The sequence below is a fragment of the Streptococcus mitis genome, from assembly GCF_047459985.1.
Lineage (GTDB): Bacteria > Bacillota > Bacilli > Lactobacillales > Streptococcaceae > Streptococcus > Streptococcus mitis_DZ.
The window spans coordinates 19,757-36,675 of sequence record NZ_JASHHD010000001.1; the positions used below are offsets into that span (position 1 = coordinate 19,757).

Consider the following 16,919-nt stretch of genomic DNA (forward strand, 5'->3'; position numbering starts at 1 on the left):
TCCTCCTACTCTACAATCATCTTGCCGTGCATCATGTTCATACCACAAGCAAATCCAAATTCTCCAGCCTGCTCAGGCGTTATTTCCACTACATACTCTTCCCCCATAGGAAGATCCGCATGCACTCCAAAATCTGGAAAAACAATTTGATCCAGACAGGGTGAAGGATCCTTGCGATCAAAGACAATGCGGGCTGGCACTGATTTCTTGAGGATAATCAACTCAGGCGTATATCCTCCCATAACTTCCACCCGAATCTCTTGGTAGCCCTTTTTTTGCTGGGCTTTTTGTCCAGATTTTTCAGGTTTTTTGAAAAACCAGAACCAGATAAACACAATAAGGGCTATACAAACAATAGTTACAATAAAATTTAACATGACATCTCCTTTACATACAATTACATCTTACTTCTGTTACAGCACTTGATTTCTTCTCTGAAATCACAGCTTCCAAGTCTTCTAAGTCAGCCAAAGTAAAATCACATTCTATAATTAAATCAGCTAACAAGTTCTTAATCCTACGGGAACAAACCTTGTCTTTGATATCTTGGACAAGCAAGTCTCGACTTTGGTCTAGAGTTAAAAGGGCTGAATAAACAAAGGACTTGCCTTCTTTTATTCGAGTCAGACACTCTTTCTCAACCAAACGAGCCAAAAGAGTCTGAATAGTTGATTTAGACCAGTCAAACCTCTCAGCCAGAACCCTGATCAAATCCGTACTGGTCTGCTCTCCTTGCATCCAAATAATCTTCATGACCTGCCATTCTGCATCTGAAATCTGCATTGGTACACCTCCAAAATCTACATTTGTAAATTATAATCATCAGTATACACTTAAAATCTACATTTGTCAATCATAAAAATAAGCTTTTCTTTAAAAAATTGAATTTTAACCATATGATAAAGGATTTTCAGTCAAATCTTACTATATAAACTATAAAAATATGCTATACTAAAGAAAAAAGAAAACAACCACTAGGGGTGCGTAAAGCTGAGATTAACATTTGTTAGACCCTTTGACTCAATCTAGGTAATGCTAGCTGATGGAAGTGGAAATGATAATGAGGACTACTTGTCTTCTATTGCTTTCCTGAAACAGACTAGCTTGTTCTTAAGAATACAAACTTCAGTTGGTTGGGAGGTTTTAGATGACTTATTTACCCGTTGCTTTGACCATTGCAGGGACTGACCCTAGTGGTGGTGCTGGTATTATGGCTGACTTAAAGTCATTCCAAGCTAGAGATGTCTATGGAATGGCAGTTGTGACAAGCCTTGTCGCTCAAAATACCAGAGGCGTTCAGCTAATCGAACACGTTTCTCCTCAAATGTTGAAAGCCCAATTAGATAGTGTCTTTTCGGATATCAAGCCTCAGGCTGTAAAAACTGGGATGTTGGCAACTACTGAAATCATGGAAATCATCCATCCCTATCTTAAAAAGCTGGATTGTCCCTACGTCCTTGACCCTGTTATGGTTGCTACGAGTGGAGACACCCTGATTGATACCAGTGCCAGAACCTACCTAAAAACAAACCTGCTTCCCCTTGCAACCATTATCACTCCCAATCTTCCTGAGGCAGAAGAGATTGTTGGTTTTTCAATCCATGACCCCGAAGACATGCAGCGTGCTGGTCGCCTGATTTTAAAAGAATTTGGTCCTCAGTCTGTGGTCATCAAAGGTGGCCATCTCGAAGGCGGTGCCAAAGATTTCCTCTTTACCAAGGATGAGGAATTTGTCTGGGAAAGTCCAAGAATTCAAACCTGTCACACCCATGGTACTGGATGTACCTTTGCTGCAGTGATTACGGCTGAACTTGCCAAGGGCAAAAGCCTTTACCAGGCAGTCGATAAGGCCAAGGCCTTTATCACAAAAGCCATCCAAGATGCCCCTCAACTCGGACATGGTTCTGGCCCAGTCAACCATACAACTTTTAAAGATTAAGAAAAACTCTCTAGTTCCTACTTTAAGGGAATTAGAGAGTTTTTAATTAGGAAACAATGTCATCTAGCTTTGTTAAAAAGGCTTGCGTTTTTGCCTCAATATCTTCTGCCTGCATCAGATCCCTGACGACAGCGACTCCAACTATACCAGTGCCGATAAGTTGGTCAATATTCTCTGACGTCAAGCCTCCGATAGCAACTACTGGAATGGCGACCGTTTGGCAAATTGTTTTCAAGGTTGAAATCAGGGTAATAGGCGCATTTTCCTTGGTGGTGGTTGGGAAAATGGCTCCTGTACCCAAGTAATCTGCTCCACCTTCTTCTGCCTCGAGGGCTCTTTTTACAGTTTTAGCTGTGACACCGAGGATTTTTTCAGGACCCAAGACTTGTCGGGCAACCGAAACTGGTAGTTCATCGTCTCCGATATGCAGACCAGCAGCATCGACTGCAAGACAGACATCCAAACGATCATCGATGATCAAGGGTACCTGATAAGCATCTGTTATTTCCTTGACTTGTTTTGCTAGTTGATAGTATTGATTAGTTGTGAGATTTTTTTCTCGCAATTGGACTATGGTAACCCCTGAACGGCAAGCCGTCTCAACCTTTTCAAGAAAGCTTTCCAAGGAATCTTGATAGCTATTGGTTACCAGATATAGTCTAAGTGCCTCTCTATTCATAAAAGTCTCCTTTGATGGCTTCTAGCCAGTCTTCGTCTCTTTTTAAGAGAGAGAGCTGATTGAGTACTTGGTAGCGAAAATCTTCCAATCCCATTCCTTGAACAACTATTCTCTCAGCAGAGATATTGAGATAAGAGACTGCCAAGCAAGAAGCTTCAAAACCTGTCTTTCCTTGGCTGAGAAAAACGGCTGTCAAGGCTCCAACCAAATCTCCTGTCCCTGTTATCCAGTCTAATTCTGCACAGCCATTCTCCAATACAGCAACTTGATTCTTCGAAACGATGAGGTCCTTGGGGCCAGTAACTAAGAATGACATACCTGGATAAGTCTGACACCAATCTTTCAAGACTTGAAGTAAATCCTCAGTTTCTTGGTCTTTAGCACTCGCATCGACCCCAACGCCGTGATGTTTTAAGCCAACAAGACTTCGAATTTCCGACATGTTTCCTTTAAGGACCGTGGGTCTATAGTCTAAAAGGTCTTTAACTAAGCTCTTACGAATGACTGAAGCTGTTACGCCAACCGCATCTACTACCATTGGGAGAGAAACTTGAGTGGCATAAGAAGCTGCCTTACGGATTGCTTTTTCCTTCTCAGATGACAAATGCCCCAAATTGATGAAGAGTGCCTGGCTTTGCTTAGTAAAATCAAGAACCTCACGAGGGTCATCTGCCATAACTGGTTTACATCCCAGAGTCAAAATCCCATTTGCTAGCATCTCACAAGAAATCTCATTGGTAATGCAGTGAATGAGGGAAGTTGTTCCCAGAGGAAAAGGATTTGTCAATGCCTGCATCAGTCTATCCTTTCACCAAAAAAATATCCTTGCACTTTTTTAAAGAATTCCTGCTTGATTAAAAATCGAAAGGCAATAAAGGAAATCGCTGTACCAATCAAGGTTGCTCCGAAAAATCGAGGAGTGTAGATAAACCAGCTAAGCTTAGCAGCCGATCCTGTAAAGAGAACCATAACAGGATAGGAAACAATAGAACCAATAATACCTGTTCCCACAATCTCTCCTAGAGCAGAATAGTGAAATTTTCGACCATACTTATAAAAGAGACCTGCTAGAAGGGCTCCAAAAGTCGCTCCTGTGAGAGCTAAAGGTGGAATCCCTTGAGTCGTCATACGGATAAAGGCTGTCACTGTAGCCATAGCCAAGGCATAAACAGGTCCCATCATGATTCCCGCTAGAATATTGACTACACTGGACATCGGTGCCATTCCCTCAATCCGAAAGATAGGCGTAAAGACTACATCAAGGGCAATCATCATAGATAAAATGGTTAATTTGTGAACTTGTAATTGGTGCTTTCTCATGTTTCTATTTCTTCTCTTTTTCTAACGACTGCAAATCACTCGTCCATGTTTGATGTTGGTAAGCCATCTCCCAAAACTTGGCTTCCATGTGGACACTTCGGTGGAAGGCCTCTAGCATTTTTTGCTTGTCTGTCTCGTCACTTTCTCGATAGAGTTGATTGACCAGGGCTTCTTCCTCTCTGATCTGCTGCTCTAACTCATCTGTAATATAAGTTTCAATCCATTGTTGGTAGAGAGGGTTTGGTGATGGTTTAAGATTAAGGGATTTACCTATATCATGGTATAACCAAGGACAAGGAAGCAAACTTGCAAAAGCGATGGCTAGATTTGCTTCTTCAAATTGACGATAAATGTGAGAGATATAATGATAGCAGGTTGGAGCGATTGGATGTTGCTCCATTTCCTGGTCGCTAATTTCCAACTCCTTGAAAAATTGTTGGCGGATAAACAACTCACCCTCCACCAGACTCTGAGCATTTTGTTTCAAGAGTCTCTTCATCTCTTGGTTTGAAGTCTTATCAGCCAAGAGGTGATAGGCTTCTGAGAAGGCCTTTAGATAGTAGGCATCCTGAATCAAGTAATAGCGAAAAATTGCAGGGTCTAAATTTCCCTCTTGCAACTGTAAAACAAAGGGGTGATGAAAGGAGGACTGCCAAGCTTCCTTGGATAATTCCATCGCAATATCTGTAAATTCCATAATAACTCCTTTATAAAAATAGACTGGTTTGAAGCAATAAAAAGAAAAGCAGGTAGATTAATTTTGTTTTTTTAGGAATATAAAAAGTCCGATAGCTATTCTTCAACTGTGCATGTTCATCATATCCATGCGCAGACAGAGCTCTCAAGTAAAGATGGCGCCATCTAAAGACCGTCATCAGAACCTTACTGTAAATCAAGGGAGACCAAACATGCAGTTCTTGACCACGTAGTAGGCAAGCTTCCTTGAGAGACTTAATTTCTTGCTGAATGAGGGGGAAGGAATTGAATACCACAATCAAGGCATAGGCCCAAGAGCGTGATAATCCCTTTTGAGCCAAGTACAAAAGAAGCTCTTTTAGGGAAATAGAGGAAACAAAGACAAGTCCGATACAAACTGTCACAAAGGCCCTCGTTCCAAGCATGACTGCCTGCGAAGCATCCCCATGTAACTGAACTGCCCAATAGTTGGCCAAAGATGGCAAAATGGCAAGCAGAATCATCCAAACCAACATCTTAAATCGACGGTAATAAAGCATAAAGAGAACACAAAATGCGACTACCGAAAGATTCAGAGCAATCGAAGGAATGAAAGATGTTTCCAAGGATAAAATCAGCAAGAAGAGACTGATAATCGGTGTCTGGGTTGCTACTTTGACCATACTATCTCACCTCCCCTTGGGTATTGCTACTTTGAGATGTGAGTGGTTTGGTGATAGTCACTTCTTTCACATGACGAAGACCCTGACTAGTCATCTCAATCCAATAATCAACCACAGAGATCAAGGGATCTAAACGATGGCTAATAATCAAAAAACTTCTTCCTTGATTTCTCTCCTTCATAATCCACTGACAAAAATAATGGCAAGCTCTATCATCCAAACCTGCAAAAGGTTCATCTAGCAAGATTACAGAAGCCTTACTGGTCAAGATGGTCAAGAGCTGAAGGATCTTTTGCTGGCCACCACTTAATTGATAGGGGCTCTTATCGAGTGCCTGCTCCAGATTAAAATATCGTAAAGCTTGGAGAATTCGCTGATTTCTTTCAGAATCAGATCCATCTAATTGCAGTTCTTCTCGCAAACTAGCTCGGATAAACTGCTTCTCAGCTTCCTGTACAACTCCCGTCAGATCACGGTACAAACTCTTTTTCTTTTTCAGGACTGTCCCCTTCCAAATAATGTGCCCCTTATACTTTTGAAATTGAAGAATGGAGCGAAAGAGGGTTGATTTCCCGACACCATTGTCACCCAAAATACAGGAAATCCCTTGGTAGAATGTGAAATCCGCAATTGAAAAGAGGGGGCGATAATCCAGCTCACAAGTCGTTCTATCCATATGAAACAGTTCCGGGCTAGAAGCAACTTCCTTTGAAGCAACCTGTGTCGTCTCAGAGGTAGGAATTTGAAGCACTTCCCTCAGTTGTCCATCTCTTAGCTCCACCATATGGTCGATATAGGATTCATAGTCCGTTAAATCATGGTCACACAGGACGACTGTCTTCCCATCAAGAGCCAACTCTTTTAGAATCTCCAATATCTCTATCCTACTCTTGCGGTCGATAGAAGCAAAAGGCTCATCCAAGAGATAGACCCTAGGATTCATGGCAAAGAGAACAGCCAAAGCAGCCTTTTGCTTTTCCCCACCTGATAAGTGATGGATGGGACGGTGCAAGATTTCCTTGCAACGACATTGCTGGACCACCTCTGCTATTTTAGAATCAATTTCCTGAACGGGATACCCAATATTTTCCAAGGTAAAAATCAACTCCTCAAACAAGTTCTCCATGGTAAATTGATGATTGGGATTTTGAAAGAGAATACCAACCGTCTGGACACGTTCGATGATAGAAAGCTGACTGACCTCGCTCCCATCTATCAGGACTTGACCGCTATAGGGAAGAGAACTGACTTGGGCAATCATTTGAAAGAGGCTGGATTTTCCTGAACCACTGCTTCCAACCAACAAGGTAAAGGCTTGCTCATGAAAAGTAAAATCAATCGGTTCCGAAAAAATCGAAGACTGAATCTCCCGTAATTCCAGCCCCATCTATGCTTTTCCTCCAGTTGCAAACTGATGATAAAGTTTGACAATAGCACGAACCAAGATGGCACAGAAGAAAAAGACGGAAATAAAACGTACTACAAGCAAGGAAAGAACAAAAGGAAGGGAGAAGGCGTAGTAACCTAACTTAATGTATTCATAGACAAAGCTAACAAGCGTAATCCCAATACTATTGGCAGTTAGAGAGAGCCAACTTTCATAGCGATTCTTGGTTACGATAAAACCAAGTTCACTTCCCAAACCTTGAACCAAGCCAGACAAAAGGGCACCTAGACCAAATTGGCTACCATAAAGGACTTCAGCAAGTGCAGCAAGTACTTCTCCAATCGTTGCACTTCCCACTCTTGGAACAAAGATGGCAGCAATAGGTGCAGCCATACACCAGAGACCAAAGAGGATTTCATTGGCAAAGGCCTGTAAACCAAGAGGGGCTAAAATCAGAGTAAGGATATCAAACAGATAACCAGATCCCACAAAAACGCCACCAAAAAAGATAGACAAGAAAGCAAGTAAGATAACATCTTTTAATTGCCATTTTTTCAACATAAAAAACTCCTTTTTTAAAGAAAAGTGGGGTATTCAAGGTGAGCTACCGAAAGGTTTATACTCTTCGAAAATCTCTTCAAACCACGTCAACGTCGCCTTGGACTATATATGTGACTGACTTCGTCAGTCTTATCTACAACCTCAAAGCAGTGCTTTGAGCAGCCTGCGGCTAGTTTCCTAGTTTGCTCTTTGATTTTCATTGAGTATTAACGTCCAGCCTATCCTCTTTTAATAAACAAAAAAACTCCAATTACAAACGAGAATTAGAGTTTAGCTTACAAGATTAGACAGTTCTTTTCGACATCCGAAAAAAACCTTTTCACATTTCCCTTCGCCAGTCTTAACTGTATCAGGTTCAATGGGTATCATCTCAGCCTAAAGCACCCCAAATGTCTTTATTATTTAATTATATAAATATTATAACAAACGATTTTTTCCAGTTCAAGAAATTGAACTGGAAATACAACCTTTCACTCACAAAGACAGCAAATCGTTCTTTGGTTAGATCGATACCTATTGTTCACTCATTTCCCGAATAGTTTTTTCTATATTTCTTGCATATGATATTGCTGAAATGATTGAAACACCATCCATATTAGTCTTCATAATGTCTTTAATATGTTGCGTCTGTATCCCACCAATTGCAACTAAGGGCATTTGTGGCAATAGTTCTCTCATCAATTTAAGACCTTCATAACCTATGGCGCCACCAGCATCATCTTTTGACTGAGTATCAAATACAGGACCAACACCCACATAATCTACATATTCAACTTTTGATTGTTGAAATTCTTCCTTGTTTTTTATAGAAAGACCAATTATTTTATCTGGCATCAATTTTCTAATTTCATCAACACCAAGGTCATTCTGTCCTACATGTACGCCATCAGCGTCAATTTCTAATGCTAACTCAATATCATCATTAACAATAAATGGAACATTATATTTTTTACAAAGATCCTGTAGTTTTATTGCTAATTCGACTTTTTCTTTACCTTCCAGGGCTCCCTCACCTTTTTCACGAAATTGAAATAAGGTTATACCACCTTTTAAGGCTTCCTCAACGACTGTATATAAATCTTTTCCTTGGCAAGTAGTCGTTCCACAAATAAAATATAATTTTAGTAATTCTTTATGAAACATTTTACTTCACTCTTTTGAATTCCTTTACATCTTCATCTGTAATCTCGTATAAGGCATTTATAAATTCAACTTTAAATGTCCCAGGAAGATGCCCATTTGGACGTTTTTCTGCCATTTCTCCAGCGATATTGTAAACCAACATTGCTGTTTCTAATGATTTCAATTCTTGACCTTTTTCAAGTCCGATAAAGCTTGCTACCACTGCCCCTAATAAACATCCAGTTCCGATAACTTTTGGCATCATGGCACTACCATTATGAATCGTTACCACTTCTCCATTTACCGCAATAGCATCCACTTCACCTGTTACTACTATTGGAATATTGAACTTCTCATTTGCTGCTAGAGCAATTTTATCAATATTATCTACGCCCGCACTATCTACTCCTTTAGATGCCACATTTATCCCTACTAACGATGCAATCTCTCCAGCATTTCCTCTAATTGCAGCTAGTTTGTAATTGTTGATTAGATCATCTGCTACTTTTTTCCTATATTCTCCTGCTCCACAGGCTACAGGATCTAAAACTGCTGGGACATTATATTTCTCTGCAATTTTCAGAGCAGCTTGGTATAATTTCCAATTTTCATCTGTCAATGTTCCTATGTTTATTAATAAACCTCCAGCATACTTTAACAAATCCTCTAAATCTGCAGGAAACTCACTCATGGCTGGTGAGGCACCCAGTGCTACTAATCCATTTGCTGTGAAATTTTTTACTACATCATTGGTTATACAAATGACCAAGGGTGCTTTTTCTTTTAATAATTTTAAACTTGTCATATTGAAATCCTTCCTTTTCACTTTTTACGATCTACTGATTTCGATATATTTCTATCTTTCCTTAAGAAATTTTTTTTATTTACATTGAATGGTTTACCTCATCAAATTTGTCAACATCCTGAACTTTCTCTAGGATTCATAACCAATATCAAAAAAGGCTAATTCTAGAGCAACTGCTTGATTCCAGCGTTGTTGAAGTTCTGTCAAATCTTCTCGACCTTTCCCGACACGATTAAGTTCGTCAACCAGAAATTGAACCCACTCTGCAAAGAAAGGACCTCTGTGGAGATTAATCCATTCCGAATGAATATAGGCTTCAGGTTGAGCCAAATCTTTAGAACCCCAGTCTAAATAGAGACCTTCTGCAATGACCAGCATGACCAAAAGATGAGCATAGTCTGATGAAGCCACTGCCGAATACATTAAATCCTGAAAGGCTTTTGTTACAGGGTGCAAGGCCACTTCTAGATAGTCATTCTCAGATACTTTTAACTCTTTGAAAGCCTTTTGGAAATAACCATCTTCATCCGCTTCAAGAAAGCCTAGTTGCTTGGCAAAACGAAGTTTGGATTCAAGCTGGTCTGCGTGGGCTACGCAGGCACCCAGCATGGATAAGAAAGCATCAAAGAAGTGATAATCTTGAATTAGGTATTCTTTTAAAACCTTATTCTCAATTGTCCCTTCAAAAAGTTCCTTGACAAAACGATGATCGATTGCAGCTTGCCAATCCTTCTGACTTCTTTTTAATAATTCTCCAACAGTCAAACCTGGCTCAAATGCATAGTCTTGTATTTCCATATTTACTTTTCCTCTCTTTACTCCTTAGTAATGAATAAAACAACAAGAAATACCAAGCAAAATCGTAATTCCACTTGATACTTTTAAAGAAAATCGAGGGCATTTGCAGAGAGCTACCTAAACAAGCCTATCCAATTTATATAAACAAAAAGACTCCAATTACAATCAAGAATTAGAGTTGACTTACAAGATTAGATTGTTCATTTCGCCATTCGAAAAAACTGTTCACATTTCCCTTCGCCAGTATTAACTGTATCAGGTTCAATGGGTATCATCTCAGCCTAAAGCACCCCAAATGTCTTTATTATTATTTTATTACTGCACCAGTATAGCAAAAAATGAAAGCCCTAGCAAGATATTTGATTGGAAAATATATTTATATAGTTTTTGATGCGATTTTCCTTTATTAAAACGTTTAAAACTCAATGAAAATCAAAGAGCAAACTAGGAAACTAGCCGCAAGTTGCTCAAAGCACTGCTTTGAGGTAGTAGATAAGACTGACGAAGTCAGCTCAAAACACTGTTTTGAGGTTGCAGATGGACGTTGACGTGGTTTGAAGAGATTTTCGAAGAGTATAAAACACAAGCAAAAACCTCCACACTCAGTGGAGGCAATCTTTTTATCAATACAATTTTAAGTCACGAGGATCAACTGGGAAGGTTGGGTTGTATGGGTTGTGACGAAGTTTGAAGTGTTTGACATCTTCAATAGTTTGAGTTCCAGACAACTGCATGACTGTCTTCAATTCCGCATTCAAGTGTTCAAAGACTTGACGCACACCGACACTACCACCGAGAGCCAAGCCATAGATAACAGGGCGGCCAATAGCTACCAAGTCTGCTCCTGATGCCAAGGCTTTAAAGACATGTTGACCACGACGAACACCAGAGTCAAAGACGATTGGTACACGTTTATCAACTGCTTCTGCTACTTCTTGAAGTGAATCAAAGGCAGCTGGTCCACCGTCGATTTGACGGCCACCGTGGTTGGTTACCCAGATACCAGAAGCACCTGCAGCAAGCGAACGTTCAACGTCCTCACGGCATTGTGGTCCTTTAACGTAAACTGGTAATCCTGAGTATTCAGCGATAAATTCTACATCTCGTGGCGATAGGCGTTGTTTAGCTGATTTGTAAACAAAGTCCATTGATTTTCCAGCACCTTCTGGTAGGTATTCTTCAACAATCGGCATGCCAACTGGGAAGACAAAACCATTACGCTTGTCCACCTCACGATTGCCCCCTACAGTAGCGTCTGCCGTCAAGACAATCGCTTTATAACCTTCAGCCTTCACACGGTCCATGATATGGCGGTTGATACCGTCATCTTTACTAAAGTAAAATTGGAACCAATGAGGTGTCCCTTGAAGGGCTTCCGTAATTTCTGGAAGGTCTACAGTAGAGTAAGAGCTGGTTGTATAGAGGGAACCAAACTCATGCACACCACGTGCAGTCGCCACTTCACCCTGTTCATTTGCCAATTTATGAGCCGCAACAGGCGCCATAATGATTGGTGAAGATAGTTTTTCACCAGCAAATTCAATCTCTGTACTTGGATTTTCAACATCACAAAGAGTATGAGGAACGATGAGTTTGTGATTAAAGGCGCGGATATTCTCACGTAAAGTAAAAGTATCTTCCGCCCCACTAGCGATATAGCCAAATGCTGCTTTAGGAATAACTTGTTGCGCCATTGGCTCCAAATCATAGGTATTGATGAAATCTACATGACCTTCTGCATTGCTTGTTTTGTATGACATAAACTGTCCTCCTTAATAAGTAAGCGTTTACTTCGTATATTACAAAAATATCTTAACTCTTTTTTCAAAACTTTTCAAATATTTTGTTTGGAAATTTCATACTTTCAATCATTTTACATAGATAATAAGAAATGATAAACTTTCTTAAGTTATGGAAATTCAAATAATCTTTTCATTTTCTAGTATTAAAAACAAAATCAGGTAATCCTAGCGACTACCTGATTTTCTATGTTTTAAGCATTTTGCCAATTTTCTTGGTCTTCTTTAAAGCGTTTTAGAAGGTCGAGTCCTTCTGGTGTGATATAACCTTCTTCTTGGGCTAGGTGAATGAGTTCACTGTAGTTTGAAAGCGTCACAAGTTTGACACCTGCATCTGAGAAGTTCTTATCTGCTTTTGGCAATTGGTAACTGAAAATCGCTACAACACCGAGCACATCTGCTCCTTCGCGTTTAGCTGCTGCTACTGCTTCAAGAACAGAACCACCTGTTGAAATAAGGTCTTCAACCACTACCATTTTTTGACCTTGAGCTACACGGCCTTCGATTTGATTGCCTGCTCCATGGTCTTTTGGTTTACTACGGATATAGGCAAAAGGCAAGTTCATCTTATCAGCAATAATAGCTCCATGTGGAATCCCTGCTGTTGCAGTCCCTGCAATCACTTCTACCTCAGGAAAGGCTTCTTTGATAGCTTCCACAAAGCCATTTTCAATTAGGGTACGAGTTTCTGGATAAGCTAATGTCACACGATTATCAGTGTAAATCGGTGACTTGATACCAGATGCCCAAGTGAAAGGCTCCTCTGGTTTGAGGTAAACGGCTTGAATTTTCAAGAGGTGGCTAGCGATATCTTTAGCAAGTGTCATGGTATTCTCCTTTTATTTTTCTAATCTATTTCTTTAATTCCAGTCCTGTATCCATTCATCCTTGATGGCATGATAAGCTGCAACAGGATCCTCAGCTTGGGTAATGGGACGTCCCACTACGATATAGTCACTACCGATTTGATAGGCATCAGCAGGTGTCATAACGCGTTTTTGATCTCCAACTGCAGCTCCTGCCGGACGAATGCCCGGTGTCAGACAGATAAAATCTGGATTGGTAGCCTGTTTGATGAGTTGCACTTCCTGAGCCGAGCAGACAACACCATCTAATCCAGCTTCAGCTGTCTTCTTGGCATAGTGAAGTACAGACTCTTGCAGGCTGGTTTGGATGTTTTGAAAATCCTGCATCTGGGCTTCTGATGTTGATGTCAGCTGAGTGACAGCAATCAATTTGGCTTGACTTCCAAGACCTTCACGCGCAGCCTTCATCATCTCTACACCGCCAGCAGCATGAACATTGGTCATATCCACACCAAGCTGAGATAAGACCTTCATGGCTGACTGGACTGTATTGGGAATGTCATGAAGCTTGAGATCCAAAAAGACACTGTGACCCAGACCTTTCAAGTAAGATACAATCTCAGGCCCCGCTGCGTAATAGAGCTCCATCCCTACCTTTAGATAAAGACTTTCTTCTGCTGGGAAAAGAGCTAAAAATTCCTTGACCGCCTCAAAACTAGGAAAATCAAGAGCAATGACTGGACGATGTTCTCGCATAGGTTTCTCCTTTTACCTTTGCTAGTGAGAGAGTCTGGCCACAAGAAGCCACGAAAAAAGGAACCTGCCAACAGCAAGGTTCCACGAAAAATGGGTAGTCTCCACCCTTTCACCGTCTAACCTTAGCTGCCTCTCTGGACTGCTTTAAAGGTTTTTTACTATTCTATTATTTCTACTAGCACTTGTCAAGTAAAAACATGCAACGCTTTTTAAAGCGTCTTTTAAATCCCATGACCTATCGAAAAGGCTGGCCTTGTGCTTCAAATTTTCATAGTGTTCTTTTTTAGAATGACTTCAAAAACCGTTCGCAGAAAAAAATATAAAATTGTTTCCGTTGCTTTTGAACGATACAAATCGTATGACTTCGTGACTGATAAAAATCTAGATGAATATCTTGAGAGCGAAGAAATCGACATCCCTGGGTATGATAAAGCTACATTTGTAGGAACAAGGGAAGGCACTTTGAAATACGACGTTTTTTATCCGCATTTTTACTTTACGCACTATTACAAAACTGTGGGCGGAGTAGATATCGAACCTGACAGTTACGTAGTAAACGATAAAACGGAAGCTTTCGAAGAGCAAAGGCGAGCAGACTACAAGCGCTATAAATTCCTGAAAGACTTCTGCAAGAAAGCAGAAAAAAATTATGGTTCGGAGACTACTAAAAAAGAGGTTTTTGATCTCTTTTTCTTTTCATTTTATATAGCCTTAGTATCACAAAAAGTCCGAAAAACTCCAATTTTTCGGAAAGATAATTTCCTAAAAGAAAGCATCTTGGAAACTCCCAAAAGCCTTGTCGCTATAGGTTTCTCTAGTGATAGATATGTCAAAAAATTATCTGAAAAGCGCCCAGGATCATCATCTCAGCACCTAAAATGCGTGATTTTTGTATGATTAAAACAAAAATCGGGGCATCTATACAAAAATTAACCCCGAATAATTTCAACTCCTAATCACTGATAAAATACAATACAGCAAGGTTTGCAAGAATGTACATAGAATTCAACTTGTTCCCCATCATTAAATCCATAACACATACTGCAACCATAGATATGCCGATAGAATATCTGATAAAATTCATGATGAGCTTATTTAGATATATATCTTTTTCCATAATTTTTTCACCTTTCTTAACTAGGGAATGTTCGAAGTTACTAGCGTCGAGACTCATTATAACCTACCCAGACGCCCTACCCTGTAACACCTGCCAGAATAACAATTGCTTTTGTACCAACATAAGTTACACCTAAGATTATGATGGGACTACTACCTTTAAAATGTTTAACATGTTTTTGCAATAGAACTTCTTCTATTCTATGATATCAGCTATATTTTTTTATGACATCCGGTTCTATTTTTTTCAATAATCAATAAAATTACAGTTGAAAATAGAGGGGGAATTAAATAAGCATTTTCAGTAATAACCATGTTAAATCCAATTATAGATAGTAATTTAAGGACTAATATATTTATTAAAAATAAAGAGAAAAATAGTAGGGAAATCTTCATAGTTCGTTTTTTCATGACTTACTCCTTTTTATTTGTATTCGCTTACATTTTATCATATAATGTTGTTGTTGTAAAGAAAGAAGGTGTTTTTATGATACATACACTTAAATTGGTGTTGTTTATTACCTTTCTTGTATTAATCTTGTTACCTGATAAGATTTTTGGAAAAAATAAAAAAATTGGGAAAATAGTTTTTGCAATATTGACGGCGGCAGCAGCATTGTCATTTATGTACTAAGTTATTTTAAGAATGTAGGGAAATAAACCCTACATTCTTTTTAGTTTTATCTGTTTTCTTTATATAAATTTATGCCATACGCCACCGTCCAGAGACTGGCTATAATCATGCTAAAAAGTGCGCCTGTTTGGTATAGAATAATGAAAAGAGTTGCTACTAAATTAGTAAAAAGTGCAGTTCCTGCTATCTTTACTAGTATCATCTTATTCATGCCCCTATCAAGTTTCGCAAGCAACTCTTGCTTTTTACGTTCTAATTCTAAACGAGTTTCCTCGTCTGTTTCATTCACGTAGTTTGGATTGCTCCACGTAGGCACGTTGGACTTGCTTTCTTTTGGTTTTCTTGGTTTGGTAGGTTTTTCTGGGATATCATTATAATTGGCTTTATAAAAGGTTTCGGCTTGTCCTGCTGTCCTTATGTCATTTTCTGCCCACTCTCGCAAAATTTTCAAAGTGTAGTTGAAAGATCTAGCTTTTTTAGCTTTCTTTATCTCGTCAGCAAGTTCAAGAACTTTTAGGGCTTCACTTCTATCAAAAGACTTGGAAAGTTCTATAAAAGCTTACTAAAGAACAATAAGAGAAAAGTAAACCCTAGCGACGCGATGAAGGCCGATTCGTTTGGTTTCGATTGCTTTCTTCCTCCAGCTTTTTCTTCTCTTCTTCCAATTGATTCTGCCGTTCTTCCAGTCTTTTCTTCTCTTCTTCTTTCTGTTTTTTCTCAGCTTCCTTAGCCTCTTGTTTAGCTTTTTCCTCAGCCTCCATAATTAATTTATCTGCCACAGTGTAACTGTAAATTCCAGCTTCCATATCAATCACACTCGGTTCTGACAATTGAGGCTTAATCTTGCTGTAATAAGGCAGTTTCTTACTCATTTCAGATAGAGGAACCAAGACTTCGTCCGAATCATTCATAGTCAATCGAATTAAATCTGATATCACCTTGCTTGGGGCTAGTTCCACCTTTTGAATAGCCGCTTTGAGTTCCGGACTAATTTGAGAAAGTTCTGACGTAAAGGCTTTGATTTGTTCGCTGTCATTAAAGAGAACTGATATATAAGTTTCTGGCAGACTCACCAAACTCACCGCACTGGTCTCAAGCTGCCCACTTGAAAGGATTGGATAATGACTTTCTCCAGAAACATAGTAGGCCACAATATCATATTCCTTGACCTTGATAGTAAACTTGGTTGGAAATTGATAGACAAGCTGAGCTGATTCAACCCAATAGTTAGATTTGATCTGCTCTTCATATTTTGCCTTATCTAACAGAAGGTTAATCGTATAATCCGAATCCTGAATGCCTGAAGCCTGTCGAATATCATCAGCTGTAGTTTGCACTGTTCCCTCAACACGAATATCCTTCATGGTCGCATAAGGACTGAGTAAGTAGGCAGAAACAATCAATAAAAGCAGGCTTGGAAATAAAATCGTTAAAGCCCGCAAGATATGGATGCCAGGAATCTTTGCTTTGGCTGGTTTTTCCTTTGCAGCCTTTTTAGCAAGCTTTTTATCCTGTTCCTGCTTCTCTTTAGACGTTGATTTTTCTTTCTCTTCTTCCTCTTTGTCACCCTCTGAGGATTCTACTTTTTCCTCAGACTCTTCCTTAGCTGATTCTGGGTCTTTTGGATCAGATTCACTCTCTTGGTCCCCAGTTTCATCTGACGTTTCAGATTTTGAAGCCATTCGAGCTTGTCTTTCCTTTTCCTTCTCCTCAGCTAGGGCCGCCTCTTCTTCAGCCTTCTTTTTTAGATATTCTTGGTTTCGTTTCTGCCATTCTGATAACTCTTTAAATTCTTCGAGGATTTCTTTGCCCTCATTTTTCTTATCTTTTGACATTTAC

General features: G+C 39.6%; 19 protein-coding genes, 2 pseudogenes and 3 riboswitches. Of the genes and pseudogenes, 3 read left to right on the plus strand and 18 right to left on the minus strand.

From position 1 onward, the window contains the following. Positions 1 to 5: 5 nt before the first annotated feature. Positions 6 to 377 (minus strand): cupredoxin domain-containing protein, encoded by a 372-nt coding sequence (locus tag QM959_RS00105; protein ID WP_414370601.1) that lies wholly within the window; start codon positions 375 to 377, stop codon positions 6 to 8. Between the two features lie 10 nt (positions 378 to 387). Next, the gene (locus tag QM959_RS00110) at positions 388 to 783 is read right to left on the minus strand and encodes a CopY/TcrY family copper transport repressor (RefSeq protein ID WP_414370603.1); all 396 of its coding nucleotides are present in this window, start codon (positions 781 to 783) and stop codon (positions 388 to 390) included. A 183-nt stretch (positions 784 to 966) separates the two neighbouring features. Beyond that, positions 967 to 1,064: riboswitch (TPP riboswitch) on the plus strand. An 83-nt stretch (positions 1,065 to 1,147) separates the two neighbouring features. On the opposite strand from QM959_RS00110, the gene thiD reads away from it, so the two are divergent. Further along, positions 1,148 to 1,939, plus strand: a complete 792-nt coding sequence (gene thiD / locus QM959_RS00115; protein WP_414370605.1) for a bifunctional hydroxymethylpyrimidine kinase/phosphomethylpyrimidine kinase — start codon at positions 1,148 to 1,150, stop codon at positions 1,937 to 1,939. 46 nt (positions 1,940 to 1,985) lie between these two features. On the opposite strand, the gene thiE (QM959_RS00120) is transcribed toward thiD, so the two are convergent. The 13 genes from thiE (QM959_RS00120) to pyrF all read right to left on the minus strand — a co-directional run bounded on the left by thiE (QM959_RS00120) (position 1,986) and on the right by pyrF (position 13,330). After that, positions 1,986 to 2,618, minus strand: coding sequence for a thiamine phosphate synthase (thiE, locus tag QM959_RS00120; protein ID WP_414370606.1), 633 nt, complete (start codon positions 2,616 to 2,618; stop codon positions 1,986 to 1,988). After that, on the minus strand, positions 2,611 to 3,414 hold the full coding sequence (locus QM959_RS00125; protein ID WP_414370608.1) for a hydroxyethylthiazole kinase: 804 nt from the start codon (positions 3,412 to 3,414) through the stop codon (positions 2,611 to 2,613). Before QM959_RS00125 ends, thiE (QM959_RS00120) begins: the two co-directional genes overlap by 8 nt. Next, positions 3,414 to 3,938 carry an energy coupling factor transporter S component ThiW gene (thiW, locus tag QM959_RS00130; protein WP_414370610.1) on the minus strand — a complete coding sequence of 175 codons (525 nt, stop codon included), beginning with the start codon at positions 3,936 to 3,938 and terminating at the stop codon, positions 3,414 to 3,416. Before thiW ends, QM959_RS00125 begins: the two co-directional genes overlap by 1 nt. A 4-nt stretch (positions 3,939 to 3,942) precedes the next feature. Then, complete coding sequence (tenA, locus tag QM959_RS00135) at positions 3,943 to 4,635, minus strand: thiaminase II (protein WP_414370612.1); 693 nt, start codon at positions 4,633 to 4,635, stop codon at positions 3,943 to 3,945. Between the two features lie 10 nt (positions 4,636 to 4,645). Then, positions 4,646 to 5,296: an energy-coupling factor transporter transmembrane component T gene (locus tag QM959_RS00140; protein WP_414329913.1), complete on the minus strand. Its 651-nt coding sequence runs from the start codon at positions 5,294 to 5,296 to the stop codon at positions 4,646 to 4,648. A gap of 1 nt (position 5,297) precedes the next feature. Beyond that, positions 5,298 to 6,683 (minus strand): ATP-binding cassette domain-containing protein, encoded by a 1,386-nt coding sequence (locus QM959_RS00145; protein WP_414329911.1) that lies wholly within the window; start codon positions 6,681 to 6,683, stop codon positions 5,298 to 5,300. Continuing rightward, complete coding sequence (locus QM959_RS00150) at positions 6,684 to 7,244, minus strand: ECF transporter S component (RefSeq protein ID WP_414329909.1); 561 nt, start codon at positions 7,242 to 7,244, stop codon at positions 6,684 to 6,686. Positions 7,245 to 7,553: 309 nt separating this feature from the next. Next, positions 7,554 to 7,642, minus strand: a riboswitch (TPP riboswitch). Positions 7,643 to 7,757: 115 nt separating this feature from the next. Further along, positions 7,758 to 8,387, minus strand: a complete 630-nt coding sequence (gene thiE, locus QM959_RS00155) for a thiamine phosphate synthase (RefSeq protein ID WP_414370614.1) — start codon at positions 8,385 to 8,387, stop codon at positions 7,758 to 7,760. A 1-nt stretch (position 8,388) separates the two neighbouring features. Continuing rightward, positions 8,389 to 9,171, minus strand: coding sequence for a hydroxyethylthiazole kinase (gene thiM, locus QM959_RS00160; protein ID WP_414370615.1), 783 nt, complete (start codon positions 9,169 to 9,171; stop codon positions 8,389 to 8,391). A gap of 129 nt (positions 9,172 to 9,300) precedes the next feature. Then, positions 9,301 to 9,969, minus strand: a complete 669-nt coding sequence (locus QM959_RS00165) for a TenA family protein (protein WP_414370617.1) — start codon at positions 9,967 to 9,969, stop codon at positions 9,301 to 9,303. Between the two features lie 215 nt (positions 9,970 to 10,184). Continuing rightward, a riboswitch (TPP riboswitch) is annotated at positions 10,185 to 10,273 on the minus strand. Positions 10,274 to 10,592: 319 nt separating this feature from the next. Continuing rightward, positions 10,593 to 11,729 carry an L-lactate oxidase gene (gene lctO / locus QM959_RS00170; protein WP_000120716.1) on the minus strand — a complete coding sequence of 379 codons (1,137 nt, stop codon included), beginning with the start codon at positions 11,727 to 11,729 and terminating at the stop codon, positions 10,593 to 10,595. Between the two features lie 233 nt (positions 11,730 to 11,962). Further along, a complete protein-coding gene (gene pyrE, locus QM959_RS00175; RefSeq protein WP_033689062.1) occupies positions 11,963 to 12,595 on the minus strand; it encodes an orotate phosphoribosyltransferase in 633 nt (210 codons plus the stop codon). 33 nt (positions 12,596 to 12,628) lie between these two features. Further along, positions 12,629 to 13,330 carry an orotidine-5'-phosphate decarboxylase gene (gene pyrF, locus QM959_RS00180; protein ID WP_414370619.1) on the minus strand — a complete coding sequence of 234 codons (702 nt, stop codon included), beginning with the start codon at positions 13,328 to 13,330 and terminating at the stop codon, positions 12,629 to 12,631. Positions 13,331 to 13,618: 288 nt separating this feature from the next. Here pyrF and QM959_RS00185 point away from each other — a divergent pair, with 288 nt between their 5' ends. Next, complete coding sequence (locus QM959_RS00185) at positions 13,619 to 14,227, plus strand: hypothetical protein (RefSeq protein WP_414370621.1); 609 nt, start codon at positions 13,619 to 13,621, stop codon at positions 14,225 to 14,227. 532 nt (positions 14,228 to 14,759) lie between these two features. After that, positions 14,760 to 15,080 (plus strand): hypothetical protein, encoded by a 321-nt coding sequence (locus tag QM959_RS00190; RefSeq protein ID WP_414370957.1) that lies wholly within the window; start codon positions 14,760 to 14,762, stop codon positions 15,078 to 15,080. Positions 15,081 to 15,291: 211 nt separating this feature from the next. Here the strand turns inward: QM959_RS00190 and QM959_RS00195 are convergent. The 3 genes and pseudogenes from QM959_RS00195 to QM959_RS00205 form a co-directional block, all read right to left on the minus strand. Beyond that, a pseudogene (locus tag QM959_RS00195) lies at positions 15,292 to 15,408 on the minus strand (DNA helicase); the annotation flags it as partial. A gap of 75 nt (positions 15,409 to 15,483) precedes the next feature. After that, positions 15,484 to 15,633: pseudogene (locus QM959_RS00200) on the minus strand (DnaD domain protein); the annotation flags it as partial. Positions 15,634 to 15,670: 37 nt separating this feature from the next. Beyond that, the gene (locus QM959_RS00205) at positions 15,671 to 16,915 is read right to left on the minus strand and encodes a cell division protein FtsQ/DivIB (RefSeq protein WP_414370622.1); all 1,245 of its coding nucleotides are present in this window, start codon (positions 16,913 to 16,915) and stop codon (positions 15,671 to 15,673) included. Between the last annotated feature and the right edge of the window lie 4 nt (positions 16,916 to 16,919).

What these genes read in the sequence shown, in the direction of transcription:
- QM959_RS00105 (WP_414370601.1), bottom strand. Translation starts at nt 377, where the DNA reads ATGTTAAATTTTATTGTAACTATTGTTTGTATAGCCCTTATTGTGTTT.
- QM959_RS00110 (WP_414370603.1), bottom strand. Translation starts at nt 783, where the DNA reads ATGCAGATTTCAGATGCAGAATGGCAGGTCATGAAGATTATTTGGATG.
- thiD (WP_414370605.1), top strand. Translation starts at nt 1,148, where the DNA reads ATGACTTATTTACCCGTTGCTTTGACCATTGCAGGGACTGACCCTAGT.
- thiE (WP_414370606.1), bottom strand. Translation starts at nt 2,618, where the DNA reads ATGAATAGAGAGGCACTTAGACTATATCTGGTAACCAATAGCTATCAA.
- QM959_RS00125 (WP_414370608.1), bottom strand. Translation starts at nt 3,414, where the DNA reads ATGCAGGCATTGACAAATCCTTTTCCTCTGGGAACAACTTCCCTCATT.
- thiW (WP_414370610.1), bottom strand. Translation starts at nt 3,938, where the DNA reads ATGAGAAAGCACCAATTACAAGTTCACAAATTAACCATTTTATCTATG.
- tenA (WP_414370612.1), bottom strand. Translation starts at nt 4,635, where the DNA reads ATGGAATTTACAGATATTGCGATGGAATTATCCAAGGAAGCTTGGCAG.
- QM959_RS00140 (WP_414329913.1), bottom strand. Translation starts at nt 5,296, where the DNA reads ATGGTCAAAGTAGCAACCCAGACACCGATTATCAGTCTCTTCTTGCTG.
- QM959_RS00145 (WP_414329911.1), bottom strand. Translation starts at nt 6,683, where the DNA reads ATGGGGCTGGAATTACGGGAGATTCAGTCTTCGATTTTTTCGGAACCG.
- QM959_RS00150 (WP_414329909.1), bottom strand. Translation starts at nt 7,244, where the DNA reads ATGTTGAAAAAATGGCAATTAAAAGATGTTATCTTACTTGCTTTCTTG.
- thiE (WP_414370614.1), bottom strand. Translation starts at nt 8,387, where the DNA reads ATGTTTCATAAAGAATTACTAAAATTATATTTTATTTGTGGAACGACT.
- thiM (WP_414370615.1), bottom strand. Translation starts at nt 9,171, where the DNA reads ATGACAAGTTTAAAATTATTAAAAGAAAAAGCACCCTTGGTCATTTGT.
- QM959_RS00165 (WP_414370617.1), bottom strand. Translation starts at nt 9,969, where the DNA reads ATGGAAATACAAGACTATGCATTTGAGCCAGGTTTGACTGTTGGAGAA.
- lctO (WP_000120716.1), bottom strand. Translation starts at nt 11,729, where the DNA reads ATGTCATACAAAACAAGCAATGCAGAAGGTCATGTAGATTTCATCAAT.
- pyrE (WP_033689062.1), bottom strand. Translation starts at nt 12,595, where the DNA reads ATGACACTTGCTAAAGATATCGCTAGCCACCTCTTGAAAATTCAAGCC.
- pyrF (WP_414370619.1), bottom strand. Translation starts at nt 13,330, where the DNA reads ATGCGAGAACATCGTCCAGTCATTGCTCTTGATTTTCCTAGTTTTGAG.
- QM959_RS00185 (WP_414370621.1), top strand. Translation starts at nt 13,619, where the DNA reads ATGACTTCAAAAACCGTTCGCAGAAAAAAATATAAAATTGTTTCCGTT.
- QM959_RS00190 (WP_414370957.1), top strand. Translation starts at nt 14,760, where the DNA reads ATGTTAAATCCAATTATAGATAGTAATTTAAGGACTAATATATTTATT.
- QM959_RS00205 (WP_414370622.1), bottom strand. Translation starts at nt 16,915, where the DNA reads ATGTCAAAAGATAAGAAAAATGAGGGCAAAGAAATCCTCGAAGAATTT.